Origin of the sequence: Streptomyces chattanoogensis, assembly GCF_001294335.1 — a bacterium.
Taxonomy (GTDB): domain Bacteria; phylum Actinomycetota; class Actinomycetes; order Streptomycetales; family Streptomycetaceae; genus Streptomyces; species Streptomyces chattanoogensis.
In genome coordinates this window covers 141,144-167,125 of the sequence record NZ_LGKG01000152.1, presented here as the reverse complement: position 1 = coordinate 167,125, position 25,982 = coordinate 141,144, and the positions used below count along the sequence as shown (strand labels likewise).

19 protein-coding genes and 1 tRNA gene are annotated in these 25,982 nt (G+C 72.5%); 7 read left to right on the top strand and 13 right to left on the bottom strand.

The features are described from left to right. Positions 1–24: 24 nt before the first annotated feature. The 6 genes from ADL29_RS26605 to ADL29_RS26580 form a co-directional block, all read right to left on the bottom strand. Entirely contained in the window at positions 25–2,028 is a 2,004-nt protein-coding gene (locus ADL29_RS26605; protein ID WP_053926114.1) for a hypothetical protein, read from the bottom strand. Further along, positions 2,025–3,230 (bottom strand): VWA domain-containing protein, encoded by a 1,206-nt coding sequence (locus ADL29_RS26600; protein WP_053926113.1) that lies wholly within the window; start codon positions 3,228–3,230, stop codon positions 2,025–2,027. Before ADL29_RS26600 ends, ADL29_RS26605 begins: the two co-directional genes overlap by 4 nt. Continuing rightward, a complete protein-coding gene (locus ADL29_RS45505) occupies positions 3,227–5,812 on the bottom strand; it encodes a DUF5682 family protein (protein WP_053926112.1) in 2,586 nt (861 codons plus the stop codon). The genes ADL29_RS26600 and ADL29_RS45505 overlap by 4 nt, the downstream gene beginning before the upstream one ends. A 16-nt stretch (positions 5,813–5,828) precedes the next feature. Then, the gene (locus ADL29_RS26590; RefSeq protein WP_053926111.1) at positions 5,829–6,956 is read right to left on the bottom strand and encodes an ATP-binding protein; all 1,128 of its coding nucleotides are present in this window, start codon (positions 6,954–6,956) and stop codon (positions 5,829–5,831) included. Between the two features lie 83 nt (positions 6,957–7,039). After that, positions 7,040–9,751, bottom strand: a complete 2,712-nt coding sequence (locus ADL29_RS26585; RefSeq protein WP_053926110.1) for a DUF4132 domain-containing protein — start codon at positions 9,749–9,751, stop codon at positions 7,040–7,042. A gap of 319 nt (positions 9,752–10,070) precedes the next feature. Then, positions 10,071–10,144 (bottom strand) — tRNA-Pro (locus ADL29_RS26580). Positions 10,145–10,314: 170 nt separating this feature from the next. Here ADL29_RS26580 and ADL29_RS26575 point away from each other — a divergent pair. The 3 genes from ADL29_RS26575 (at position 10,315) to ADL29_RS26565 (ending at position 12,432) form a co-directional block, all read left to right on the top strand. Beyond that, positions 10,315–10,611: a YiaA/YiaB family inner membrane protein gene (locus ADL29_RS26575; RefSeq protein ID WP_053926109.1), complete on the top strand. Its 297-nt coding sequence runs from the start codon at positions 10,315–10,317 to the stop codon at positions 10,609–10,611. Between the two features lie 81 nt (positions 10,612–10,692). Next, on the top strand, positions 10,693–11,406 hold the full coding sequence (locus ADL29_RS26570) for a thiamine pyrophosphate-dependent enzyme (protein WP_053926108.1): 714 nt from the start codon (positions 10,693–10,695) through the stop codon (positions 11,404–11,406). A gap of 75 nt (positions 11,407–11,481) precedes the next feature. Further along, on the top strand, positions 11,482–12,432 hold the full coding sequence (locus ADL29_RS26565) for a transketolase family protein (protein ID WP_053926107.1): 951 nt from the start codon (positions 11,482–11,484) through the stop codon (positions 12,430–12,432). A gap of 81 nt (positions 12,433–12,513) precedes the next feature. On the opposite strand, the gene ADL29_RS26560 is transcribed toward ADL29_RS26565, so the two are convergent. Beyond that, on the bottom strand, positions 12,514–13,437 hold the full coding sequence (locus ADL29_RS26560; protein WP_053926139.1) for an alpha/beta fold hydrolase: 924 nt from the start codon (positions 13,435–13,437) through the stop codon (positions 12,514–12,516). Between the two features lie 196 nt (positions 13,438–13,633). On the opposite strand from ADL29_RS26560, the gene ADL29_RS26555 reads away from it, so the two are divergent. Both ADL29_RS26555 and ADL29_RS26550 read left to right on the top strand, forming a co-directional pair. Next, a complete protein-coding gene (locus tag ADL29_RS26555; RefSeq protein ID WP_078971302.1) occupies positions 13,634–16,897 on the top strand; it encodes an amidohydrolase family protein in 3,264 nt (1,087 codons plus the stop codon). A 312-nt stretch (positions 16,898–17,209) separates the two neighbouring features. Next, the gene (locus ADL29_RS26550) at positions 17,210–18,484 is read left to right on the top strand and encodes an acyl-CoA dehydrogenase family protein (protein WP_053926106.1); all 1,275 of its coding nucleotides are present in this window, start codon (positions 17,210–17,212) and stop codon (positions 18,482–18,484) included. A gap of 117 nt (positions 18,485–18,601) precedes the next feature. Here ADL29_RS26550 and ADL29_RS26545 read toward each other — a convergent pair whose 3' ends face one another. From ADL29_RS26545 to ADL29_RS46110, 5 genes are read right to left on the bottom strand one after another with little or no spacing between them, the layout of a single operon-like run. Next, on the bottom strand, positions 18,602–19,168 hold the full coding sequence (locus tag ADL29_RS26545) for a GAF domain-containing protein (protein WP_053926105.1): 567 nt from the start codon (positions 19,166–19,168) through the stop codon (positions 18,602–18,604). Beyond that, the gene (locus tag ADL29_RS26540; protein WP_046924835.1) at positions 19,165–19,800 is read right to left on the bottom strand and encodes a GTP-binding protein; all 636 of its coding nucleotides are present in this window, start codon (positions 19,798–19,800) and stop codon (positions 19,165–19,167) included. The genes ADL29_RS26545 and ADL29_RS26540 overlap by 4 nt, the downstream gene beginning before the upstream one ends. Next, positions 19,778–20,182: a DUF742 domain-containing protein gene (locus tag ADL29_RS26535; RefSeq protein WP_053926104.1), complete on the bottom strand. Its 405-nt coding sequence runs from the start codon at positions 20,180–20,182 to the stop codon at positions 19,778–19,780. The genes ADL29_RS26540 and ADL29_RS26535 overlap by 23 nt, the downstream gene beginning before the upstream one ends. Before the next feature lie 2 nt (positions 20,183–20,184). Continuing rightward, a complete protein-coding gene (locus ADL29_RS26530; protein ID WP_046924837.1) occupies positions 20,185–20,634 on the bottom strand; it encodes a roadblock/LC7 domain-containing protein in 450 nt (149 codons plus the stop codon). Next, entirely contained in the window at positions 20,624–22,576 is a 1,953-nt protein-coding gene (locus ADL29_RS46110; RefSeq protein WP_053926103.1) for a sensor histidine kinase, read from the bottom strand. Before ADL29_RS46110 ends, ADL29_RS26530 begins: the two co-directional genes overlap by 11 nt. Before the next feature lie 335 nt (positions 22,577–22,911). Between ADL29_RS46110 and ADL29_RS26520 the strand changes: the two genes are divergently transcribed. Continuing rightward, positions 22,912–24,138, top strand: coding sequence for a hypothetical protein (locus ADL29_RS26520; RefSeq protein WP_053926102.1), 1,227 nt, complete (start codon positions 22,912–22,914; stop codon positions 24,136–24,138). Positions 24,139–24,194: 56 nt separating this feature from the next. Here ADL29_RS26520 and ADL29_RS26515 read toward each other — a convergent pair whose 3' ends face one another. Next, positions 24,195–25,427 (bottom strand): MBL fold metallo-hydrolase, encoded by a 1,233-nt coding sequence (locus ADL29_RS26515; protein ID WP_053926101.1) that lies wholly within the window; start codon positions 25,425–25,427, stop codon positions 24,195–24,197. Between the two features lie 132 nt (positions 25,428–25,559). Here ADL29_RS26515 and ADL29_RS26510 point away from each other — a divergent pair, with 132 nt between their 5' ends. Continuing rightward, entirely contained in the window at positions 25,560–25,814 is a 255-nt protein-coding gene (locus ADL29_RS26510) for a hypothetical protein (protein WP_053926100.1), read from the top strand. Positions 25,815–25,982 lie beyond the last annotated feature (168 nt).

Genomic DNA, 25,982 nt, shown 5'->3' with positions numbered 1-25,982 from the left:
GGTCGCGGGCCTGCCGGCCCCCCCTCAGCGGAGCTCCGCGGTCGTCAGGAGTCTCAGCTGGGCCTCCACCCAGGCGGTGGGCATGCCGTCGGGGTCGCCCTCGGCCAGGGCCTTCGAGAGCGCCGTGACCCGCTCCGCTGCGGTGTGCAGACCCACGGCGGACAGTGCCGCCGCCGCATCGCCGAGGCGGCGGCGGACGCCGGGCGGTACGTGGCGCAGGCCGTGGTGGGCGGCGTCGGCGCAGGCGGCGAGCGCGGTGTGGAGGGCGTCGTCCACCGGGTCGTACGGTCCCTGCCCGTCCTCGGGGGCGGCGTCGAGGTCCGTGGAGCCGTCCCCGGGCGCGAGGTCGGGGAGCACCGGGCCGTCGTCGGTCAGTACGGCGAGGGGGCGCAGGGTGATGCGGCCGCCGGAGCGGTGTACCAGACCGCTGAGGTAGCGGGGGGTGCCGAGCTCCCCTGCCAGGGCGGCGGCCAGGCAGTCCAGCGCCGCCGGGCTCGCGCCGTCGTAGGTGGCGGTCACCAGGGCCGTCGTTCCCGCCGCGTCCGCGATGACGGCGTCGAGCCGCTGGTCGCCGGGGTCGTAGCCGATCGTGTGCACCTCGGCCACGGGCACCGCCCGGACCAGCTCGGCCTCGACCCTGGGGCGGATCAGCTTCGGTGGCAGCCCGGACAGTTGGCGTTCCAGCGTGGCAAGGTCCGGGGCCGTCACGGATGCGGGCAGACGCCGCCAGTCCTGGCTGCCGCCCAGCGGGGTGACGCCGGTCCTGGCGACCCGGCCGGCTGCCAGGCGGACGACCCGGCTCGCGCTGCGGGACGCGGATTCGGTCACCACCTGCCCGGTGGCCAGGGTGCGCAGCGGTATGCCGCCGAGTCTGCGGGCGGCGAGCTGCGCGCCGGTCGGCGGCCGTTCCTCGTCCTCGGGCACCGGCCAGTGTTTGCGGAGCACCAGGACCGTGCCGCTCTCGGGGTGCGCGAAGAACAGCTCGGCGGTGCGCCCCGTGTCGCCGCCGCCGATCCGGCAGCCCAGGCCGGTGAGGTGTACCCGGCGCAGCGGCGTTTCGGCGGGCTCGTCGCTGCCCAGCACCCGGGAGCGGGGGCTGTCGCCGCCGTTGACCGCCGCCCGGTGCCGGGCGTGGAGCTCGGTGAGGAGTTCGGCGAGGCGCTCGGGGCGGTGCCGGGCGGTGCGGTCCCGGTAGGCGTCCAGCTGCTCGACCAGTTCGTTCAGGGCGGCGGCCGGCCAGCGCAGTCCCTGCTTTTCCAGCTCCCGCGCGGCGCGGCGCAGCGCGGCCGTCGCCACGGCGCCCGCGTGCACGGCACCGTCGAGCAGCAGCTCATCGGCCAGGCCGACGACGGAGGCAAGTCCGGGGCGGGTACCGGGGGCGGCGATGGAGCCCTTCGGGCCGCCTCCCACGTCGAGTCGGACGTCATCGGCGTCCAGCCCCCGCTCGTCCGCCGCGCGGAACGCCCATACGGCGAGGACGACCATCTCGTGGCGGGCGGCATCGGCGGCGTCGGTGTGGGCGTAGCGCACCTCGCCGGGCACCAGGAACCGGACCGTGCAGGAGCGCAGTTCCGCGCGCGCCACGGGATCGGCGGGGGTGGGGCGGATCAGCCGCGCCGGGAAGCCGGCGGTGAGGGCGCGGCGGGCGGCGGCGACGGCCGGTGCGCCGTACAGGGCGGTCAGGGCGTCGTCGTCGACGCTGCCCGGTGACCAGGGGGTGAAGGGCCCGGATGCCTCGTCCGTCTGCTGCCGGCCGAACTGCCGTTGGTACGCCAGGACCAGGCCGATGCGGTGACGGCAGACGCCGGACGCCGCGCAGGAGCAGGATGCCTCTTGGAGATCGGCGTCGGGGGGCAGCGCGGTGGTCACGCCGTCGTCGAACCTGCCCCGGACGGTGCCGTCCTCGCCGGTCTCGACGGCCGGCACCGTACCGGCGTCGAGGGCCTTGGCCGCGCGTTTGACCAGGCCGCGGTTGGCCAGCGCGGCGAGCGCGTCGGGGGTGAGGGTGAGCAGGTCGTCGCGGGTCATCGGCCCAGCCTTTCCGCGACGAACGCCGCGAGTTGCCCGGGGGTCATGGCGCCGACATGGGCGCCGGCATCGGCCAGCCGCTGCGCCAGCCCGTGGTCGTAGTCGGGGTTGGCCGCCTCGTCGAGTGCGGCGAGGCCGAGCACCTGTGTGCCCTGCTGCACCAGCTCGCGCACCGTACGGACCAGCCACTGCCCGTCGCCGCCCTCGTAGAAGTCGGTGATCAGCGCGACGATCGTCCGGCGGGGGTTGTCGATGAGCGAGGCGCCGTACGCGACCGCCTTGGCGATGTCCGTACCGCCGCCCAGCTGGGCGGTCATCAGCAGCTCCACCGGGTCCGTGACGTCCTGGGTGAGGTCGACCACGCTGGTGTCGAAGGCGACCAGATGGGTGCGCAGGCCCGGCAGGCCCCACAGGCAGGCGGCGGTGACCGCCGAGTGGATCACCGAGGCCGTCATCGACGCGGACTGGTCCACCAGGAGGATCAGCTGCCACTGCTTCATATGGCGCCGGGTGCGGGAGAAGAACCGGGGGTTCTCGATGGCCAGTCGGCGGGCCTCGGGGTCGTAGTGGGCGAGGTTGGCCCGGATGGTGGCGCGGAAGTCGAAGTTACGCGCCTGACGGAACCGGCTGGGGCGGCGGACCCGGGTGCCGGAGAACGACTGCCGGATCTCGGGTTTCAGCCGCTCCATCAGATCGCGGACCACGGCCTCGACGATGCGCCGGGCGAGGGCCAGCACCTGAGGGTTCATCAGGTGTTTGGTGCGCAGTACGGCGCGCAGCAGCGTGGCATTGGGCTCGATGCGGGCCAGGACGTCCGGGTCGGTGACCACCTCCTGGATGTCGTACGTCTCGACGGCGTCCCGCTCCAGCCGTTCGATGGTCTCCTTCGGGAACAGGCGGTGGATGCCGTCGAGCCACTCCACGGTGGTGAGCGCGGAGGGTTCGGACCCGCCGCTCCGTTTCCGGTCGGCGTCGTGGCCGTCCTCGGCGGCGCCCGCACCGTCGGCTCCCTCCGCACCGTCCGTGCCACGCACCCCGCCGATGCGTATCTGCCGGCCCGCCCGGTCCGGGTCGCGGCCGTAGAGCCATTCCAGTGCGGCGTCGCGCTCGGCGGCCTCGCCCTGCAGGGCACCCGTACGGCGCTCGGCCGGGGCGCCGAGGATCAGCCGCCAGCGTTCGAGTTCGGGGTCCGGCGCCGTCATGAAGTCCCCTTTGTGCGTGTTGAGTTGATGACAGCGGGGTAGTTGCCGACGGGGCCGAGCCCCTCCCGGGCCAGGAGGCGGGTCACCCGGTCCTCCAGGGCCATCGCCTCGGCGGCGAGCACCGGATCGGCCGCCGTCCGGGTCAGCCCCCTGGCCGAGCCGCGCAGCCCCCGGCGGTCCAGCAGGCCGCGGGCGATGGCCTCCCGTTCGCGGGGCGGGAAGTACGCGAACGCCTGACGGAGGGCAGGCAGCGCCACCAGGAACTCGTCCCCCGTCATGGCGGAGACCACGGTGTCCAGCACCCCGAGGACGCTCTCGCTGTCGCGCTCCCTCCCGTCGCCCAGCACCTCGGCCCTGGCCAGCGCGAACAGCCCGGCGAGCCAGTCGCCCAGCACATCGGGGCCGGCCGTCCCGGCGATGGCCTCGGCCGGGTCCGGGGCGGGGCCGGCTCCCTTCCCGTCCTGGCCGTCGCTCGCGTTCTCGCTCTCGCTCCTGTTCTCGTTCTTGCTCCCGCTCTCATTCTCGCTCGCACCGGTGGGCCGTTCGCCGGCCAGCGACCAGCACAGGCCGAAGGCGGCGCCACGCAGATCGGGCGGTGCCGTGGTGTCCGCGCTGATCCGGCGCGCGGTGGCCAGCGCCGGCGCACGGTCCAGGGCGAGTTGCTCCCCGGCGTGCACCAGCGCATCCCGGACCGCCGCCAGGGCATACAGCCGCGCCCGGTCGGCGGGCGCGGGGCCGCCGTGCACCCCCTCGGCCAGCCACAGGATCCGGGTGACGGCGGCGCTGATGACGGCGCCGAGCAGCGGGCTCCTGGCCACCCCCAGGAGGCGGTCATGCCGCCACAGGCCGAGCACGGTGGCCAGCGCCCTGCCGAGCTCGCCCAGGTCCACCGCCGCCGCAACTCCGGCATCGATGGCGTCGATCGCCCCCTCCGAGAGCTCGGCGAGCCCGCAGAGGGCGACGTCGAACAGCACCCCGGCGAGCAGCCCGGCGTCGTTGCCCGCATCGGCGATCCGCTCCCGCAGCAGTGCCGCCGCGGCATCCCGCAAGGTGGCGCCGTAGGCTCCCGCTTCGATCAGCCGGGGCAACCGGCGGTCGGAGAGGGACAGCTGCCAGCGCTCCTTCAGCACCGCATCGGCCCCGGTGGCTGGCCCCGACTGCCGTACGCATCCCGGGATGCCGAGCACCCGCAACCGGTGCAGCACCCTGCTACGGCGCAGCCCCCGGTCGTCGGCGAGGTCCAGGACCGGCGCCGACACCCCGGCCGGATCCAGGCCGACGCGCTCGAGCTGCGCGGTCGCGTCATGGACCAGAGGGGGCATCGGGGTGTCCGGATGCAGCCGGCCGACCCGGTCGCCGCTGAACGCCGCCACGAGCTCCGCCACGACCGGGTGGGCCCCCGGGGCCAGCGGTCCGCGTGCGGCCCAGGGCAGCCGCTGCCCCAGATCGTCCGAGACCAGCGCCCCGGCCAGGCCGTCCAGCACGTCCGTACGGGAGGGGATGCGAGGGCCGCGCAACTGGGCGAGGCCCTCGGTCATGGCACGGGCCGCGATCAGATCCGCGGTGGACACCACCTGCCCGCGCCTCCGCAGCTGGGTCACCGCCTCCGCGGCCAGCCCGTCGGCGGCGGCCCGCGCCCCGCCGTCCCACAGCCGTTGGTAGTACTCGGGCGACGGCATGCCCGACTCATAGCCGGTGAAGGCGTCCAGCCGCCGGAAGGAGTACGGCACGAGGTAACTGGCCGCCACCGCCTCCTCGGGCGGCCGGGGCACCTCGGGCCAGCCGCTTTCCCCGGCCGTCTCCTGGGCGGACAGGGCGCGCAGGGCCGGCTGGTGGAACCCGCCGGTGACGACCACGACCGGCCGGTCACCGGCCTCGGCGACCGCCGCCCTGACCCACCGCGCCATATACGCCTCGCGGGCCAGATCGTCCTCCCCCGCGCGCTCCTCCCCACGGATGAGAGAGAAATAGGCCGAGAGCCGCTCCGCCAGCCCGTGCTCCTCGAGCCCGAGCTCCAGAGGCCCCTTCTCTGCCTGCCCCGTCTCCTCGGGCCTCGTCCCTACCGGCCTCTTCTCCCCTCCTTCTACGGATTCGGCCCCGGATTCGGATTCGGGTTCGGGTTCGGGTTCGGGTTCGGCCTCGGATTCGACCTCGAAGAGGTGGTCCCAAAGGACGTCCTCGTTGTCGATCCCGAAGGTCTTGCAGAGGCGGTCGACCGCCTCCGCACCCCAACGGTCCGCGTCGGCATAGCGGTTGCTGCGCCCTGCGAAGGCGGGGTGCCAGGCGGGCAGGTCGATGAACCGCACCTCGGCGCCGCACGCCCGGCCCGCGCTGAGGGCCACCCACTCCGGGGAGTACGCACACAACGGCGCCCAGGAATTCTGATAGCGCTCGCCGTCCCGGTAGGAGCTGAACACCGCTATCGGCAGGTCATGCCCGAGCAGCAGCTCATCGATCCGGTCGTTGACATCGGCCGGCCCCTCCACCAGGACGAACGCCGGACGCAGCGACTCGATGGTCGAGGCCACCAGCCGGGCGCAGGCCGGACTGTGATGGCGGACCCCGACGAAACGGACTGTCACTTGGCCGTCCCCCCGCCTACCGGTCCGGCAGAAGGTGCCGGGCGCGGTGGAGTGCCTTCCACTGGGCGCCCTTCTTCCGCGGCACCCGCTGCTCCAGATAGCGACGCAGCCGGGCGAGGTCCTCGGCGTTGTCCTTCGCCGCCGTGCCCGCCAGGCACTCCACGATGTCGGCGGGCGTGCCCGCCTCGCCCCGCAGATACCAGCCGCGCAGACCCACGGCGTGGGCGACCGAGACCGCCTCGGCGGTACTCATCACGGTGGAGAGCCGGTCACCCGGCCCGCCACCGCGTTCCGCCTCCGCGCCGCCGGTGCGCAGCTCGCGGAACGTCGTGACCAGCACCTCCAGTACGTCCCGGGGCGCCGGTATCGCCACCCCGGATCGCTGCAGCAGGGTGTTGGCCTCCTGCTCGACCAGGTCGAGCTCGGTCGCCAGGTCGGCGATGGGGAACACCGTCTCGAAGTTGAAGCGGCGCTTGAGGGCCGCGCTCATCTCGTTGACACCGCGGTCGCGGGTGTTGGCGGTGGCGATGACGTTGAACCCCTCGGCGGCGAAGACCATGCCGTCGGCGCCGGTCAGCTCGGGGATGGCGAGCGCCCGCTCGGACAGCAGCGAGAGCATGGAGTCCTGGACCTCGAGCGGACAGCGGGTGATCTCCTCGAACCGCACGATCTTGCCCTCGGTCATCCCGCGCAGCATCGGCGCCGGCACCAGGGACCGAGGAGAGGGCCCCTCGGACACCAACAGGGCGTAGTTCCAGGAGTACTTGATCTGGTCCTCGGTCGTGGCCGCGCCGCCCTGGACGGTCAGGGTGGATGCCCCGCTGACGGCAGCGGCGATCAGCTCGGACAGCAGCGATTTGGCGGTGCCCGGCTCGCCGACCAGCATGAGCCCGCGGCTGGTCGCCAGGGTGACCAGGGCACGGTCGACCAGGGCGGGGTCGCCGACGAACTTCCGGCTGACGCCGCGCTTGTCGTCCCCGACGATGAACCGCCGCGCGGCATCCAGGCTCAGCGCCCAGCCGGGCGGCCGGTGGCCGTCGTCGCCGTCGCGCAGCCGGGCCAGCTCATCGGCGAACCTGGCCTCGGCGGGCGGCCGCTGCGCGACGGCGGTTTCGGTCTCGTCCGGTACGGGTGGGGATGTCATGGTGTGGTGCCTCACGGTCCAGGGGGTCGGTGCAGCAGGTCGCTTCAGCAGATCGGTACGGGAGATCGGCTCGAGAGATCGGCTCAGGCGGTGGGCGCGGTCAGGTCGATGAGGTCGGTGAGCAGTTCGCTGAGGGTGACCGGGTCGATGTCGGCAAAGCGCGGCTCTGCACCGGACGGCAGGAGACGGCCGTCGTCGGAGCAGGCGCTGATCCGGACATGGGTGACGGCCTGCTCGGGGCGTTCGTAGGGCGCTCGGACGACGATGCCCGGGTTCAGGCCGACGACCACACAGCGGTTGCCGGGTATCTCCCGGGAGATCCACGGCTGTACGCCCCCGTCCTGGGGCGCGGACCGCCGCCACCCCCGCTTCTCCAGACCGAGGACCTTGCCGGTGGCCACGGTGAGGTCGTGGAAGCGCTCGAGCTCGGTGCCGTTCCGCTCGTCGTCGCTCAGCGCATGGACGGGCCGTTCGAGCTGGGCGAAGGGCTGGAGGATTTCGTAATCGGCGAACACCTCCGCCCATTCCCCGACCGCGTCGAGGTGGACGGGGTGGACGATGCCGACCGTCGCGGAGTCCGGCAGGGCCAGGGTCTCGTCCTCGACGTCGGCGAGCGTGCGGTCCTCCGCCAGGCGGAAGTCGCGGCGGATGTCCCCGTGTTCACCGGTCCACACCACTCGCCGGGCAAGGTGCCACAGCAGCGGATGATCGGCGAAGGCCGCCCGGAACTCGGCCAGGGACCAGCGGTGCTGCGTCACCATCGCCCGCTCCATGCGCCGGATCTGGTCCGCGGCGACGACCCGTACGTCCTTCTTCAGCCCCGCGAACCGCCGGTGTGCGAGCGGCCCGAGGACCTGGTCGTCGCGGACACCGGGCCGGGGAAGGTTCTTGCGCCGCTTGCCGTCCTCGTCGGTGACATACGGCCGCAGCTGCTCATCGAAGCCGGCGGTGAACCGGCGCCTGCCGTAATCGAGGACCAGGCTGCCGTTCGGCTCCAGGCCGAAGCCGGGCACCAGCCGCTCGGCGAACTGCTCCGCGGTCAGCCCGCGCTCGCGGGCGAGCCGGTCGAGGTGATCCCAGGCCGTCTTCCTGACGCTGCTGTGCCTGGTCCGCTGTGCGATGCCGCTCAGATGCATCAGGGCGACGTCGCTGCCGATGGCGGCCAGCACCTCCACCCCGGTCACCGCCTTGCGGTAGTGGCCCCGCCGCGGCCAGGTGCGGATGAGGTGGGTGAGCTCGCGCGCCGTCTCGTCGCCGCCGAGCCGCTCCAGCGCGGCCAGCGCCCAGGCCGGCTCCTGGCGCGCCTGCCGGAACAGCGCCCAGACGAATTCGTCCAGCGACGCCGGTTCGCACAGCTCCTTGACGACGTCGATACCGGCGGACGCCTGCCCGGCGGGCCCTGCCGCACCAGGATCGGCCATCGCCAGCATCCCCACCAGATGCCGGACGGCCGGCACCGGCAGGGCCTGGCGGCCCCCGCGCACCAGCACCTGCGGCAGCAGATGGACATCGATCTCGTCGCCCGCGGCCGGCACCGCACCGGCCTCGCCCCCGCTCCCCCAGGGCGGGTCGACCAGCACTGCGGGCAGCGCGTCCGGCGTGGCCTCCGCCACCCACTCCCGCGCCCGCATGGCCGCGCCTATCGTCTTCCGGGCGTTGTCGGACAGCGTCGGGACCACGTCCTCGACGAGCGCGGGGTGGGCCCTGAGGTGCTCGCGCAGCAGCCGTCCGGCCATCCGCGCCCTGCGGGAGGCGCCGGTGGCCGCGCCGGCCAGCAGCCGCAGCGCCCGCACCGGGAACCGCTGCTTCGCCTCCAGTACGGCCCCGTGCACGCCCGGCCGACCGAGCCGGGCGGCCAGCGCGCCGAACGCCTCATCGCCCGGCATCGCGGCCAGCACCCCGTACACGGCGTTGAGGTGCCCGGGGTGCGGCACCCGGTCCTCGTCGAGGAGCGCGACCAGCGTCGGCACCAGCGCGGGGCCGACCCCCTCGGCCACGGTGTGCACCACCGCCGGAATCTGCAGCCATGCCTCGCTCTGGCGCTCCCGCAGCAGCGCGAGCTGCTCCCCCGAGCTCAGCGCGCCGACCAGCAGGGGCGAACGCCTCGCATACCTGGCCGTCAAGGGGGTCGCGACCAGCTCGTCCCCCCAGTCCTCCCGGGTGGGCACCAGATAGGAGACCACCACTCGCTGATACTGGGTCAGCCGATGGTCCGCCAGCGCCGCGACCACCTCCTGGTACTCCGCCTCCCCGGCGGCCGCCAGCAGCTCCCGGGTCCGGCGCGCGGCCCCCTCGATGTCGTCGAAACCGGAGGCGGAGCTGTCGTCCTCCAGGACCTTCACCCAGCCGTCGAACGTGGGCTTCTTCTTCCGGTGCAGTACGAGCACGCGGCTGAGCTCCGCGGTGGCCACCGCGGCGAAGAGCAGCCCGTGCTGCGCCGCCCAGGCGTCCGTGAACCCCTCGCACTTCTCCTCGTCCCACCCCGACATCGACCAGATGACCGCCGCGACCACGGCCGCGCCCAGCGGATCCGGCTCCCCGCCGAGATGGGCCCGCGCCGCCTCCGCCATCTCCTTGTTGCTCGAGCTGTGGTCCAGCACCCCGTCCAGGTCGTCCCGGACCTTCGTCAGCCGGCGCCGGATGACGGCCGCCGCCCGCGTGTCGATCTCGACCGGCGGCCCGTCGATCCCTCCGGGCCGCACATGCACCCGCTCCCGCCACTCCTCCGGAACCACGAACGCATCCTCGTCCGCCGCACCGACCGCGCCGCCGCTTCCCCGCTCCGACCCGACCATCCGTGCCTCCCCGTTGAACATCAACATCGGTGGCGCCAAGACTAGTTCGGGGGTCTGACACTGCCCTCCGAGAGGCCATGAGGGCGGGGTGCGTCCCGAATTGCGGGGACCCCTGCACGGCGTATCGCCGCGCGCCGGGACGGCCCGCACCGACCCCGGCTCGAGGACGACCGGACGGTCCGGAAGCAGATCGCCGAGTACCCGACCACCCGTACATCGTGATCTTCCGGGCGCCGCACCGGCCCCGGAAATGACGAGGGGCCCTGCCTCACCGAAGTGAAGCAGGGCCCCTCACCTGGGCCGAAGCCCTGGAAAACCGTCGGGACGACAGGATTTGAACCTGCGACCCCTTGACCCCCAGTCAAGTGCGCTACCAAGCTGCGCCACGTCCCGGTTTGCCCGTTCCGGCGGGGAGATGTCCCGGACCGGCCGTGCACAAGAACAATACCCCATGTCAGCGGGTGGGTGCCGCCATATTCGGGCACGGCGGGCCGGTGGGGTGGGTGGCGGGGATGAGTACCGGTACTCATGCGCCCGCGTCGCGGTGCCGCCACGCTACGCGCATGACTACTCCATCGATTCAGCGGCCGACGACCACGGCGTTCTTCGTTCAGGCCGCGATCTCGTTCGGGCTGTCGCTGGTGGCGCTGGTGATCGGGATCATCAGGCTGCCGGTCGGGCCCTGGGAGCGCGGGTTTCTCGCCCTCGGGCTGGTCTTCGTGGTGTCGTCGGCGTTCACGCTGGCCAAGTGCGTGCGCGACCGGCAGGAGGTCGCCGAGGTGACGAACCGGGTGGACAAGGCCCGGATCGACAAGATCCTCATCGAGCAGGACGTCTTCAACTCGGGCAGCCAGACCTGATCGCGGGCGGCCCGGGCAGGCACCGGGCCCCCGCCTCCCCGTCTTGACCTCAAGGGAACTTGAGGTTGCAGGCTCTGTCGCATGACGCACGCAACCAGCACCGCGATCGCCGCCCCCTCCGGTTTCGCCGAACTGCCGTATCTCATGGGCCTGATGACGGGCGATGAGAAGCACGGCCCGGCCGCCACTTCCACCCTCGATGCCCTCTGGGTGCTGTACGACCGGGTGCTGCGGGTCTCCCCCGCCACCGCCACGCACCCCGGCCGGGACCGTTTTCTGCTCTCCAAGGGGCACGGCCCGATGGCCTACTACGCCGTGCTGGCCGCCAAGGGCTTCTTCCCCGCCGACTGGCTGCCCGGCTTCGGCGGGTACGACTCGCCGCTGGGGCACCACCCCGACCGGCGGCTCGTCCCCGGCGCCGAGATCGGCAGCGGCTCGCTGGGACACGGACTGCCGCTCGGTGTCGGCACCGCGCTCGGGCTGCGGGCGCAGGGCCGTACGGAACCGGCCGTCTGGGTGCTGATCGGTGACGCCGAACTGGACGAGGGCAGCAACCACGAGGCGCTGGCCTACGCGGGCGCCACCGGGCTGGACCGGCTGCACACGCTCGTCATCGACAATTCCTCCGCCACGCACGGCCGCCCCGGCGGGATCGCGGCCCGTTTCGAGGCCGCCGGCTGGTCCGTTGCCACCGTCGACGGCCGCAACCACGAGGCGCTGTACGAGGCCTTCAGCGCGCCGCACCCGGGCCGCCCCCATGCCGTGGTCGCCCGCGTCGAGCCCAAGGACGCCTGACCGGCCGCCCCCTCCCTTCCCTCCCCCCACCAGTACTTCGAACCAGCATCTCGAAAGGTCTCAGTGATGGACGCAATGACGGGCGCAGTGACGGACGCCAGGACGGACGCAGCGGAGACGGTGTCGGACACCATGCGCGAGCGCTTCGCCTCGGTCACCTCGCGGCTGCTCGACGAGGACCCGCGGCTCGCGGTCGTCCTCGCCGAGATCGGCAGGGACGGTTTCGCCGATGCGGCCCGGCGTCATCCGGACCGGGTGGTGAACGTGGGCATCAGGGAGCAGCTGCTGATCGGGGTGGGCGGCGGACTGGCGCTCACCGGGCTCCGGCCGGTTCTGCACACCTTCGCCAGCTTCCTGGTGGAACGGCCCTTCGAGCAGGTGAAGCTGGACTTCGGGCACCAGGGCGTGGGCGGCGTGCTGGTCAGCGCCGGTGGCTCGTACGACTGGCCCAGCGGCGGCTTCACCCATATGGCGCCGGGTGATGTCGGTCTGCTGGACACGCTCGACGGCTGGACCGTGCATGTGCCCGGCCACCCGGACGAGGCGGAGACGCTGCTGCGCCGGGCCGCCGCGGCCGGTGACGACAAGGTGTATGTGCGGCTGTCGGTGCAGGTCAACGAGGCGCCGCGGCCGGTGGACGGGGTCCGTTTCCTGACCTTGCGGGAGGGGCGTGGCGGGGTTGTGGTGGCGGTCGGGCCGATGCTGGACAACGTCCTCGCCGCGACCGGGGGGATGGATGTGACGGTGCTGTACGCGACGACCGTGCGGCCCTTCGACACGGCGACACTGCGGGCCGCGATCGGTACGGGCGGCGCCGCGAAGGTCGCGATCGTGGAGCCGTATCTGGCCGGCACCTCCACCCGCTTCGCGAACGAGGCCCTGGAGGACCTTCCGCACCGGGTGGTCGGGCTCGGCGTCGGCCGCCAGGAGCTGCGCCGTTACGGGGGGATCGACGAGCACCTGGCGGGACACGGACTCGACCCGCACAGCCTGCGCGAGCGGATCGCCGGGTTCCTGGGGCGGTAGCCGGGCGTGCCGGATATGCCAGGTGCGTCAGGTGCCTCAGGTGCGTCAGGTGCGTCAGGTGCGTCAGGTGCGTCAGGTGCGTCAGATGCGCTTGTCCAGCCACGCCAGCAGGTCGGCCTGGACCTCGTCCCGGTTCGTCTCGTTGAGGATCTCGTGGCGGGCGTCCGGGTACGCCTTCCAGGTGAGGTCGCGGGTGCCCAGGTAGCGGAAGTCCTCCAGGAGTTCATGGACCAGGGTCAGGCGCTGGTTGCAGGGGTCCTGGTCGCCGACGGCGACGTGGACGGGAAGGCCGCGCGGGATACGGGCGAGGTTGGCGGGGTCGTTGATCTTGCGGATGGCCTGGATCCAGTCGAGGGCGAGTCCCGCGCAGAAGGGGAAGCCGCAGTCGTCGTCGGCGACATAGCGGTCCACCTCGGCGGCGTCGCGGGAGAGCCATTCGTAGCCGGTGCGGTGGGGGAAGGCGTCGTTGAAGGAGCTGAAGTTACGGGGGATGAAGGACGAGAGGTGGCTCCGGCCGTGGGTGGCGATCTCCGCCTCGAGTGCGGTGACGGAGCCGTCGATGTCCAGGCCGGGCAGGGTGCGGAAGGTGCCGGAGAGGATCAGTCCGGCCAGGTCGGCGCCGTACTCCTGGGCGTAGTCGCGGGCCAGCATCGAGCCCATGCTGTGGCCGAGCAGGACCAGGGGGACGCCGGGGTGCTCGGCGGCGGCGTGGTTGCCGATGCCCTTGAGGTCGGCGACGATCGCCCGCCAGGAGTCCTCGCCGACGACGCCGCGGCCCCCGGTGGCGGGCGCGGTGGCCCCGTGGCCGCGGTGGTCGGAGGCGATGACGCCATAGCCTTGGCCGGCCAGGAAGCGGGCGAAGCGGTCGTAGCGGCGGCCGTGTTCCGCGGCGCCGTGCGCGATCTGGACGAGGGCGCGCGGCCGGGTGGACTCCGGAAGCCAGGTGTAGGTGGCGATACGGGCGCCGTCGGGGGCCTGGTGGAAGTCCTGCCGCATGACCTGCATGGCGTCGTCCATGGCTGCGTCGTCTCCTGACTGCCGGGGTGGTGGCCGAGATCGTCGGCGCCCACTCTTCCGGTCGCGGCGGGGTCCGCCAAGAGGGGCGCGCGTGCCGTGGTTGACCCCTGACCCGCGTGACATGACACGATCATGCGGTTCTTTCCGGGCATCTGTGCCGCAACCCCCTTTCGCAGGAGGAACGTTGGACACCACGGACCGTTGTGAGGGCCTGTCTCCCGAACCGCCGTCGCCCGCCCCGATTCCGCCGTCCGGCCCGCCCGGCCCGCCCGGTCTGTCCCGGCGCAGATTTCTGCAGGGCACGGCGTCGGCCGCCGCCACGACGGGGCTGGCCTCGGTCGCCGCCCCCGCCACCGCATTAGCGCAGGATGCCGGGGCGGCCGGCGCGACGCTTTCCTTCACCGCCGCCACCAATGGCGCGGCCTCCCTCTCCCCGGCGGGTGACCGGCTGATCGCCGAGGTCCAGAACGTCCTGTGGTCGCTGCCCCGCAAGGGCGGCACGGCGGTGGCCCTGACGCCGCCCGATCTGGAACCCACCCGTCCGGTGCACTCCCCCGACGGCCGCCGCATCGCCGTCTGCGCCTACCGGGGCGGCAATTTCCATCTGTGGACGCTCGCCGCCGACGGCAGCGGCCTGACGCAACTGACCGACGGCCCCTGGGACGACCGGGGCCCCGCCTGGTCACCCGACGGGACCCGGATCGCCTTCGCCTCGGAGCGGGGCGGCGATGCGGTGGCGGGCGGGCCGTACCGGATCTGGGTGCTGGAGGTGGCGACGAAGCGGCTGACGCGGGTGACCGGGCTGCCCGGCCAGGACGGTCCCCACCAGGACGGCGCCTGGGAGGACTTCGATCCCTGCTGGTCGGCGGACGGCTCCCGGATCACCTTCGTACGGGGCACGGTCACGGGCACCACCCTGACGTCCCGCACGGTGGCGTCGGTGCCCGCCGACGGCGGCGGCGCGGTGCGCACCGAGCACACGGAGACGGCCGCCGCCCAGGTGATGGCGCCGGCCCTGTCCCCCACCGGGCGGCTGGCCTATCTGCGGACCACCGACTATCCGGGCCCGACCTGCGCCCTGGTGGTCGACGGCGCGCGGGTCGAGGTCGGGGGCGATGTGGAGCCGGTACCGCCGCGCTGGGTCTCCGGGGACGCCCTGCTGCTGACGGTGGGCGGGCAGTTCCGGATCGTCCCGGTGGACGCCCCGCAGCGGGCCGAGACCGTCCCGTTCCGGGCCGAGCTGCCCCTTGACCGCCCGGAGTACCGCGTCAAGGACTACGGTTTCGAGCGGACGGCGGCGGGACCGGTGCGCGGGGTGCATCTGCCCGCCCTCTCCCCCGACGGCCGCAGGATCGCCTTCGCCGCACTCAACTCCCTGTGGATCGCGCCCACTTCGGGCGGCAGCACGCCGCGCCGGATCGTCCGGGCCGCGGCCACCCGGTACGTCCTCGCGCCGAGCTGGTCACGCGACGGCCGTTCGCTGGTCTATGCGGACGACCGGGACGGACTGTTCGCCGTCCGCCGCCGCGATATGGCCTCCGGCGAGGAGACCGTGCTGGCCACCGGCGGCCGGGTGCAGCCGGCGCTGTCGCCGGACGGCGGGCGGCTGGCCGCGCTCGACATGTCGGGGAACCTCGTCGTACGGACCCTGGCGGACGGCCGCGAGAAGGTGCTGGCCGCGCCGATGGGCGGGGGCGGGCTGCCGGGGCGCCCCAGCTGGTCGCCCGACGGCCGCTGTCTGGCGTACTGCGACCGCAATCGGCTCAACCGCCGCTTCCGCGAGGGCTACAACGTCATCCGGGTCCTCGACACCGAGACCGGGAAGGGACGGCTGTACGCGCTCGCCGAGCATGTCTCGATCGCCGACCGGTACGACTCCGGGCCCGTCTGGTCCCCCGACGGCCGGTGGATGGCGGTCGTCGCCGAGTCCGCGCTGTGGGTGCTGCCGGTACGCGCCGACGGCACGCCGGACGGTGCGCCACGGCAGCTGACCGAGGAGGCCGCCGACCATCCGTCGTGGTCCGGCGACTCGGCCACCCTTCTCTATCTCTCGGCCGGGAGGCTGCGGCTGATCGGCGTGGACGGGAGCCGGGCGCGCACCGTCCCGCTGACCCTCGCCCACCGCCCGTCACGCGCCCGGGACACCGTCGTCCATGCGGGCAGGTTCTGGGACGGCACCGGAGCGGAGGTGCGCGAGGACGTCGATGTCGTCGTACGGGACGGGCGCATCACAGCGGTCGAACCGCACCGGCCGCACCGGAGCGGCGCGGCGCGCAGGGTGGACGCCTCCGCAGGGACCGTGCTGCCCGGCCTCTGGGACGCACACACCCACCCCTGGCAGACCACGTACGGCGGGCGGCAGACGGCGCTGCAGCTGGCGTACGGGATCACCACCGCGGTGTCCTGCGGCGGCTTCTCGTACGAGCAGGCCCGGATCCGGGAGGCCGTGGCGGCCGGCGTGCTGGCCGGACCGCGGCTGCTGACCTGCGGGGAGCTGCTGGACGGCGGGCGGGTCGCGTACAGCATGGGGCGGGCGCACCGGACCCGTGCGGGGCTGCGGCGGACTCTGGACCGGGGTGCGGCCCTGGACTGGGACTTCGTCAAGACCTACGTCCGGGCGCCGGGCTGGGTGATGGCGGAGGCCGCGCGCTTCGCGCACCGGCGGCTGGGGGTACGGGCCGGAAGCCATCTGCTGACGCCCGGCGCACAGCTCGGCCAGGACCTGACGACACATCTGCAAGCCACGCAAAGACTGGAGTTCGGACATGCCGTCTCCGGTTCGGCGCACTCCTACCAGGACGTCGAGGAGATCTACACCCGCACCGGCTTCCACCTGATCGCCACCCCGTTCTCGGCGGGCGCGCTGCTCGGTGACGACCCTACGCTGGCGGATGACGACCGGGTGGGGACGCTGATGCCGCCCTGGGACACCGCGTTCGTACGGGAGAACGCCGGGCACCGGCCCACCCCGGCGCAGCTCGCCGACATCCAGCGCGAAATCGCCATCTACCAGAGGATTCTGGACGGTGGCGGACTGGTCGCGCTGGGCACCGATCAGCCCCTCGCACCGGTCGGCCTGTCCCTGCATCTGGGCCTGCGGGCGCTGCACCGGGGCGGCCTCAGTGTGAGCCAGGCGCTGCGGACGGCGACCGCGCTGCCGGCCCGGGCGTTCGGGGCGGAGCGGGACCTGGGGACGCTGGAGGCCGGCAAGCTCGGCGACATGACGCTGGTGGACGGCGATCCGTTCGCCGACTTCGACGCGCTGGTACGGATCTCGGCGGTGCTGCGCGGCGGACGGGTCTTCGAGCGGCGGGAACTGGTCGATTCCTTCCCTGCCCCCGCCTCGTCCGCCTCCCTCTCCGGCCGTTCACCGCGGTCGCCCGCCACCGACTGGCTGGAGGTGGGCCGGCAGCAGCGGCGCGAGTCCTGCTGCGACGCCCGGCACTGAACGGCCTCCGGACCTGCCCGGGAGGCGTGGGGTGGCGCGGTTCCGGGAGGCGTCCGGAACCGCGCCACGGCCGTCGTCGGGCAGGGCTTCGGGAGGGGTTGTGCGCAACTTCCTCGCGCATCAACTCTTCGTGTATATAACGCCAGTTGATGTTTCATGCGACGCGCAGCAGGTATGCCAACGAAGTATTGCGCCGAGTAAGCGACACATCACGTTCCGGAACGACAGTGGCGACGAATCAGACGGCACCGCCAGTGCCGCCCCGAGGCGGGAAGCGACCAGCGCGGGAAGGATCGCGGAGGAGGGCTCGTCTTGCATCGCTATTTCACCGACCAGCGGCATGAAGTGCTCCGGCAGCGGGTGCGGGACTTCGCCGAGTGTGAGGTCCGCCCCCGGATTGCGGAGATGGAGGCGAGCCGTTCCGTTTGCCACGGCCTTTCGCGACTGATCGCCCGTCAGGGGTGGATCGGCGCGACCATACAGCGCGCGTACGGCGGGATGGGCGCCGGGCACATGGCCAAGACCGTCATCATCGAGGAGCTGTCCCGGGTCAGCGCCGCCATGGGCGCCATGGTGCAGGCATCCCAGCTGGGCGTCGCGAAGATCGTCCACTTCGGCAACGAGGAACAGAAGAAGACCTGGCTGCCGGCCATTGCGTCCGGTGACTGCCTGCCGACCATAGCCGTGACCGAACCGGAGTCCGGCGGCCATGTGCTGGGCATGGCGAGCACCGCGGTCCGGGACGGCGACGACTACGTCCTCAACGGCCGCAAGATCTATGTCGGCAACAGCCATGTCGGCGATCTGCACGGCGTGGTCGTCCGCACCGGCGAGGGTTCCAGGGGCCTGTCCGCGTTTCTCGTCGAGTCCGACAGACCCGGCTTCCGGGTCGGGGAGCAGGAGCCCGCGATGGGACTGCACGGCTTCAGCTTCGGCGAACTGTTCTTCGACAACTGCCGGGTTCCGGCGGCGAATCTGCTGGGCCGGGAGGGCGACGGGCTGTCCGTCGCGTACTCCTCCAGCGTGCTCTACGGCCGGCCCAATCTGACCGCGGTCTCGCTGGGGATCCATCAGGCGGTGCTGGACGAGACCTCGCGGTTCTGCGCCGAGCGGCAGCGTTACGGCAAGCCGCTGGCCGAGCTGAGCAACATCAAGCTCAAGCTGGGGCGGATCCAGTCCCGGCTGCTGCTGGCCCGGCTGTCCGCGTATCACGCCGTCCATCTGCTGGACCAGGGGCTGCCGTGCGATGCGGAGCTGATGAACGCCAAGCTGGTCAATGTGGAGTCGGCGCTGGAGTCGGCGCGCGATGCGATGGACATCCACGCCGCGTGCGGCCTGTTCACCGACCGGCCGGTGGAGCGCTTCCTGCGGGATGCGCACCACATCTTCGCACCGGCCGGGACCTCCGATGTCCAGCTGCTGCGGCTGGGCGAGCTGGCGCTGGGCCAGGTGAAGGGCGAGTGGTCGAGCCGGCTGTCGGAGCTGCTGCGCCTGGAACCGTCCGAGCGGCCCGAGGAGGACGCCCCGGCCACCCTGCCGGGTCAGCGCACCGGATCGGGACGTTCCTGGTTCGCGCGGCTCAGGTGAGCAGACAGGCCGCGGCCCCGGTCACCAGGACCGGGGCCGCGGCCCGTCACCCGAAGCGTCCGGTCAGGACGCGTCCGACTGCTGCCTCTGCTGTTGCTCCTGCTCCATGTGATGGATCTACTCGACGAGTTCCGCGGCCAGCGACTTGATGGTCGCCAGCCCCTCCCGCCCCCAAGGGCGCGGTTCGAGGTCCACCACGCAGACGGTGCCCAGCGTCATTCCCGTACGGTCGATCAGCGGTGCGCCCATGTAGGAGCGGATGCCGATCTCGTCGACGACGGGGTTGCCCGCGAACCGGGGATAGTCGCAGACGTCCTCCAGGACCAGCGCCTTGCGGCGGACCACGACATGCGGGCAGTAGCCGTGGTCGCGGGCCATCACCCGGCCCGGCCGGCCGCTGGGCGGCGCCGGGCCCAGCTCGACGGCCCGGTCGAGGTCGGGCGCGTACAGTCCGGCGAAGTACTGCCGCGTCTCGTCGATGAAGTTGACCATGGCGTACGGCGTCCGGGTCGTCCGGGCCAGTTTCCGGGCGAAGTCGTCGAACGCGGGCAACGGGGAGCTGCCGATGCCCAGTTCACGCAGCCGGGCCACCCGCGCCGGGGCCTCGTTGTCCTCCGGGGTGAGCAGCAGACGGCGCGTCGGGTCGTAGGAGACGTACGGGGCGCGGGAGACGGGATGCTTCATGGCAGCTCCGGGGTGGCGGCTAGGGCGGGGGTGAGCAGATGCTCGACGAGCGAGACCAGGATGTGGGTGGCCGAGCTGCACTGGCGGGCGTCGCAGAGCACGACCGGAGTGCTCGCCGAGAGGTCTATTGCGGCGCGGACTTCGTCCGGTTCGTAGTGATAGGAGCCGTCGAACTCATTGACCGCGACGATGAACTGAATGCCGCGCCGTTCGAAGAAGTCGACCGCGGCGAAGCACTGGTCCAGTCGTCGGGTGTCGGCGAGGATCACCGCGCCCAGGGCACCGTTGGACAGCTCGTCCCACATGAACCAGAAGCGCTGCTGGCCCGGCGTGCCGAAGAGATAGAGGACGTGCTCGGAGCTCAGGGTGATCCGGCCGAAGTCCATGGCGACGGTGGTGGTGTTCTTGTCCTCGATGCCCTCCAGATCGTCGGTACCGATGCCGATCTGGGTGAGGAGTTCCTCCGTACTGAGCGGTTCGATCTCGCTCACCGCCCCGACGAAGGTCGTCTTGCCGACTCCGAAGCCGCCCGCGACCAGGATCTTGAGTGCGGTCGGAAAGGGGTCGGACGCGAGATCCCCCGGGGCGCGAGGTCCCGGGGTGTGGGTGTCACAGTCGTTTACGAAGTCCATTCAGCACCGCCTCCAGCAGGGCTCGGTCAGTACGGGACGCGGGGCCTGCCGAAACTGCCGCGGGGGCCCGCGCGGTGAGCGCCCCGCAGTCGACGAGGTCAGCGAGGAGCACCTTGGTGACCACAGCGGGCAGGTGTATGTGGGCGGCGATCTCGGCCACCGAGACCGGGCCCCGGCACAGTCCCAGTACCTGGGCGTGGTCCGGCCCCTGGCAGGCGGGAGTCCGTCGTCCGGTGGCCATGACCATGGTCAGCAGGTCGAAATGCGCGGTGGGGCGGGTCCGGCCGTTGCTCACCGTGTACGGCCGGACGAGCCGGCCCGCCGCGTCGTCGAACCACGCCGGGTCCTGGCCGTCCTGCCGCACCCGGCGCCCCAGCGGCATGGTCACCGACCGCCGGCCGGCGTCTGCTGCCGGGCGGGCGTGGACAGATAGGGCCGCACGCTCTTGACCAGCATCCCCATCTCGTACGACAGCACCCCGACATCGGCGTCGCGCCCGGCCAGGACGGCCAGGCAGGCGCCGGATCCGGCGGCGGAGACGAACAGGAAGCTGGACTCCAGCTCCACGGCGACCTGCAGGACCTTGTCGCCCGGTGCGAAGCGCGCGCCGGTGCTGCGGGCGAGGGAGTAGAGGCCGGAGGCCAGGGCGGCCATGTGGTCGGCGCTGTCCGGGTCGAAGCCGTGGGCGGCCTTCACCAGGCCGTCGGAGGACAGCAGGAGCGCGCTGTCGGTGTGCGGGACGCGCTGTACGAGTCCGGTCAGCAGCCAGGCGAGCTCTCCTTGCTGCTGTGCATGCGACTGCGGGTGCGGCTGCGTGTGCACATCACTCACCATGGTTGTGGTCGTCTCCTCGGGGACGGGCCGTCGTGGCCTCGTGGTCGTGGTCGTCGGATCGCTCGGTGCCGCCGGGACTGCTGGTGTCGCCGCCCTGGCCTGCGGTGTTGCGGTTGCGGTAAGCGGCCAGGCCGGCCGCGTAGGTGTCGTCGCCGAGGCTGAAGCCACGCTGGAAGGTGGCCATCAGGGTCGGGTCGTGGTCGGGTTCGGGGCCCGTGCTCCGGGACGGCAGGATCGGCTCGCCGCGGAGTTCGGGGACCAGATGCGTCTGCTTGATCCGGCGCGGCAGCCGGGGGCGGGTGCCGTCGTCCGGCTCCGCGGGCGGGGCGGGCGGCAGCTGGACGGGGCCGGCGTCGGAGCGGGGGTGCGCGGGGCCGGTGGGGGCCACGGGGCCGGTGGGCGGCATGACCGAGCGGTCGTCGTAGCCGCGCGTGGGGGCCTCGAGCGCGAGGTCGGGCGCGGGCGCGGCGTCGAGGCTCTGGTGGCTCCGGACGTGCCGGCCGTTGTGGGCGTCGGCGTACAGGCCGTCGTAGGCGTCCGCGTAGGGGTACCGGTCCTCGCGCTCCAGCGGCGGCGCGGATTCCATGGCCCCGCCGGCCGCCGCGCCCTGCTCGGCCTGGTCCGCCGGCTTGGCCGGTTCGTCGCCGAGCAGCTCCTGGGGCACGATCAGTACGGCCTGCACTCCGCCGTAGATGTTGCTCTGCAGCTGGACGACGATGCCGTGCCGCCGGGCGAGCGAGGCGACGACGAAGAGGCCGATCCGGCCGTCGCTCAACAGCTCGGCGACATCGACGTTTTCGGGGTCCGCGAGCAGCGCGTTCATCTGCTTCTGCTCGTCCGGGTCCATGCCCAGGCCGCGGTCCTCGACCTCGACGGCGAGGCCGGCGGTGACCAGCTGGGCGCGCAGCAGGATCGGGGTCTGCGGGGCGGAGTAGACGGAGGCGTTCTCGACGAGCTCGGCGAGCAGGTGGACGACGTCGGCGACGGCGTGGCCCTGCAGATGGCCCTCGATCGGCGGGACGAGCTTGACGCGGGGGTACTGCTCGACCTCGGCGATGGCGGAGCGCAGTACCTCGATCATGGAGATCGGGCGGGTCCACTGGCGGCGCGAGATGGCGCCGCCGAGGACGGCGAGATTCTCGGCGTGCCGCCGGGTGCGGGTGGCCAGGTGGTCGACGTGGAAGATGCCCTTGAGCAGGTCGGGGTCCTCGACCGCGTGCTCCAGCTCGTCCAGCAGCAGGATCTCGCGGTGGACGAGGGACTGCAGGCGCCGGGCGAGATTGACGAACACCTCGACCTTCTGCTCGCTGCCGGTGGCGTTGCTGCGGGCGATGGCGACGGCGTCGATGACGGCGGCCTCGGCGGCCCGTCCGGCGGCGGTCACTTCGTGGGCGAGCAGGTCGAGGGTGTCGGCGTCCGGTGCGGCGACGGGGGCGGACTCGGGGTCACGGTGGCGGAGGCGCTCGCCGTGGCGTACCCGTTCCAGAAGGTCGTAGAGGTCGGACTTGCTGCGGGCGCAGACCTCGCGGAGGCGGGCGTAGCGTGCCACGACCGCGCGGGCCTCGGAGTTGGCGGCGGCGCCGGCGATGAGCACGATGACGCAGACCAGGCCCAGCCCGCCGCCCAGCACCGGCCACTCACGGCCGGTGATACGGGCGCCACCGGCCTGGACGGCGAAGGCCGCGACGGCGGTACAGATGACCGCGACGAGCAGACAGGGGACGGCGGCGAGCCGGACCAGGCGGGACCGTATCGCCGAGTCGGCGGTCGACTCCGGGAAGGCGGCCCGGCCGTGCCGTCCGCCTTCCCGCTCCCGCCGCCGGGTGGGGAGGGGTACGGGGACACCTCCCGGGGAACGCTGATCCCCAGAGGAAGTCTCCTCCTCTGGGGACCTGTGAACCTCCGGGGACGTCTGGGTCCCCTGGGGGAATGCGGTAGGCATCGGTGCCCTCCGGATCGGCCGTTGGCAGTTCGCGGAGCACGCACGCTAGTTGTTGCCGGGGTGGGGATCGGACCCACTTCGAGGTTTCGCTACCCCTCGCTACCTCCCTAAGTGGGCGCGACACACACGACAGTGCGAATTTTTCCGAACTCCCGTTCATCACAGGTCAGTTGACAAGTTGAAGACTTGACCAGCTGCGGTCTACTCTGCGACGTTGCCCGGGCGGACGGCGAGGCGCAAGGCGAAACGTGACCCCACGGAGGGGACGCGCATGCCGTTGCGGCACACTCCGAGTTGACCGGAACAGCCGACAACGACCGTGGGATACCGATCGCATGGCACACTTAGCCGTCATCACAGCGCCGAACATCGGGTACCGGAACACCGGAATGGTGACCGTGGACCTCGCCTTGGAGTCACTGCGGCTGCGGACGGCGGCAGCGAGCGGCAAGGACATCGAGGCCACCTGGTACACACTGCACCCACCGGAGAGCGCACCGCTGCGCGACGACTTGCGGGGAGCCGAATTCCCGTTCCGCTTCCGGTCTCTGGACGAGCACCGTGACGAGCTGCGCGACCACGATGCGGTGGTGTTCTGGGGCGATTTCCTGCACGCGCGTCACTATCTGGTCCAGGATGCGACGAACCGGCTCATGGACCACGGCATGGCGGCGGACCGCGCCGCCGCACAGGAGCTGCTGCACCGGAACCTCCTGCTCGCGGACGAGCCGGACGACGTGCTGGCGCGGACGCTGGTGTACGGGGGCACCATCCTGCACAACACCCAGTCCGACCACGACGACAAGGAGTACGGCCCGGCGTTCGCCCGGCTGATGAAGCACAGTCACCGGGTGTGGATGCGCGATCCGATATCGGCGGCGAAGGTCGCGCAGCTGCGCGGGGACCGTACGACGGAGTCCTTCGGGTCGGACGCGGCGCTGCTGTCACGCCCGGTGGAGCTGGGCCTGCTCCCCGCCACACCATGGTCGCAGGGGCTCCCGGAGGGCGAGGCGATCGGGGTGTTCCTCGGGTCGCGTACGGAGATCCCGGAGTGGCTGCCGGGCTTCTGCCACGACGTGGCGGACAGGTTCGGGGCCCGGCTGGAATGGCTGCCGTGGTTCGACCGGAGGGTTCCGGCGGCGGTCGAGCACCTCGCCGTGCGTCCGGGCGAGCGGACCCTCGGGGACCTGGTGGGGGTGCTCCCGCGGTACCGGCTGGTGATCACGGACACCTACCACCTGGCCGTGAACAGCTGGGGGGCCGGGACGCCGGTGATGTGTGTCGGGGCGCCGCAGCCGACGGTGCCGGGGGACGACGACTACCTCTCGCTGAGCGACCTGAAGAAGCACGTCTTCCACCTCGCCTACGACGCGGCCGACTTCTACCTCACCACCGACCCGGACACCCCCGACCGGCTGGCGCGGCGCATCGACCGGCTCGTACGCCTGGTGGAGGGCGGCGGGGCGGCTGCCGTTGCGGGCCGGATCCGTGAGCACGCGGAACGATCGGCCGCGGACGTCGCCGGAGCGCTGGCGTCGGTGCTGTTCGGGCCGTCAGTCTGAGGCCGGGATACCCCTGTCTGTGCCGTCTCCGCCGGCCGGGTCGTGCGGGGTCGGCGTCACCGCTCGCCCGCGAAGTCGAAATCCTCCCGGGTGGCCTGCTGTGTGAGGTCCGGCTCCTCGAGGCGGCGCCACGGGTGGGTGAGGGGAACGGAGACGGCTCGCCACCAGGGGTCGGTGGGGAGGCTTCCGGCAGGCTCGAAGGGCTCGCCGGGCCGGGGGAACGCAGCGGTCTGGCCGGCCTCCTCGGCGGCGTCCTTCGTCCACTCGCCGGGCTGCGCCCACGGATGCAGGGCCAGGTTGAAGGTGCCCCAGTGGATCGGCAGCAGCACCCCGTGCGGCTGGTGTCCTTGCAGGTCAAGGTGTGCCCGGACGCCCTGCGCGGGCGTCATGTGGATGTCGGGCCAGGCTCCGGGGAGCGGTGTGCTGTCCGTGTGGTTCCCGGGCCAGAAGTCGGAGTACGCGCCGACCTGCATCATCGTCGCGTCGAACGGGCCGTGTGCGGCGCCGATTTCGGCGAACCCGGAGAAGTAACCGGTGTCGCCGCTGTGGAAAATGCGGTGGTCGGGTCCCGTCACCACCCACGAGGCCCACAGGGTGTGCTGCAGGCCGCGCAGCCCGCGGCCGCAGAAGTGCTGTGCGGGGGTGGCCGTCAGGGTCAGCGTGCCGACGCGGGTGGACTCGTGCCAGTCCAGCTCGGTGATCCGCGCCGCGGGTACGCCCCAGAATTCCAGGTCGGCGCCGACGCCCAGCGGTACGACGAAGGCGGCGCCGGAGCCCGCCAGGCCCCGGATCGTGGGCATGTCGAGGTGGTCGTAATGGTCGTGCGAGATGACGACGGCGTCGACCGGGGGGAGCTCGGACGGCTCGGCCGGCACCGGGTGCATCCGTTTGGGGCCGATCCAGCTGAACGGTGAGCAGCGCTCACCCCAGACCGGGTCGAAGAGCACCCGCTGCCCGTCGATCTCGGCGAGCACGCTCGAATGTCCCATCCAGGTGATCCGCAAGCCGGATGCCGGCGGCGGGCCCCAGTCGGCGGCGGCCGGGCGATGCACCGGAATCGGGTGGACCGGTGCCCTGCCCCGCCGCGCCTCGCGGCTGAGCTGCGTACGAGCCATCGCCAGGCCGGACCCCCGCAGGACCCGCCGGATCGGCACCGGGTTGCGGAACTGGCCGTCCCGGAACTGCGGTGATCTGCGTATCCTGGCCAGCCGCTCGCCGGTGGGCTCGGCGCCGAAGCTCGCGGGGCGCAGGGCACTGAGGGGCGTACGGCGGGGTCGGGAACCGGTCACGGCACCTCCATGGTCGGGGCGGTCCTCATACGCCAACCACGCGAGCGACCGGGGCATTCCCGGGAAGAGACGCCGGCCCGGGCGGACGGCCGTGGGCGTGCGTCGCCGCCGCCCCGGTCGCAGGCTGAGGGTATGGCCGAACATCCGCCACACCCCCCGCATCCGCCGGATCCCCCGCATCGGCCGCATCCGCCCGTCATCGTCCATCCGCCGTCCCCGGGCGGCGGCCGGCCGGTGACCATCGGGGGCGAGGCCGTGGGGCGCGCCTACAGCGTCGTCGACGTGCTGGAGTTTCTGCGCCGGGCGGGTCTGGGCACGGACGTGGTGACGCTCGACGACCGTGAGGTGATCGAGTGGCAGGGCGGCGATCACGATGTCTGGTCGTGAGGCGGTGCGGCCGCCGCCGGGGCCGTTGGGGTGACGGTGGCGCCACGGGGACGGGCTGATGTCACGTCAGGAACCGGCCGGAACCCCGGCCGCGCGCACCCGATCCACGTACCGACCGTAGTCATCGGGTTACCACATGTGGCGAGCGGTCGCGATCGCCCATAGCTT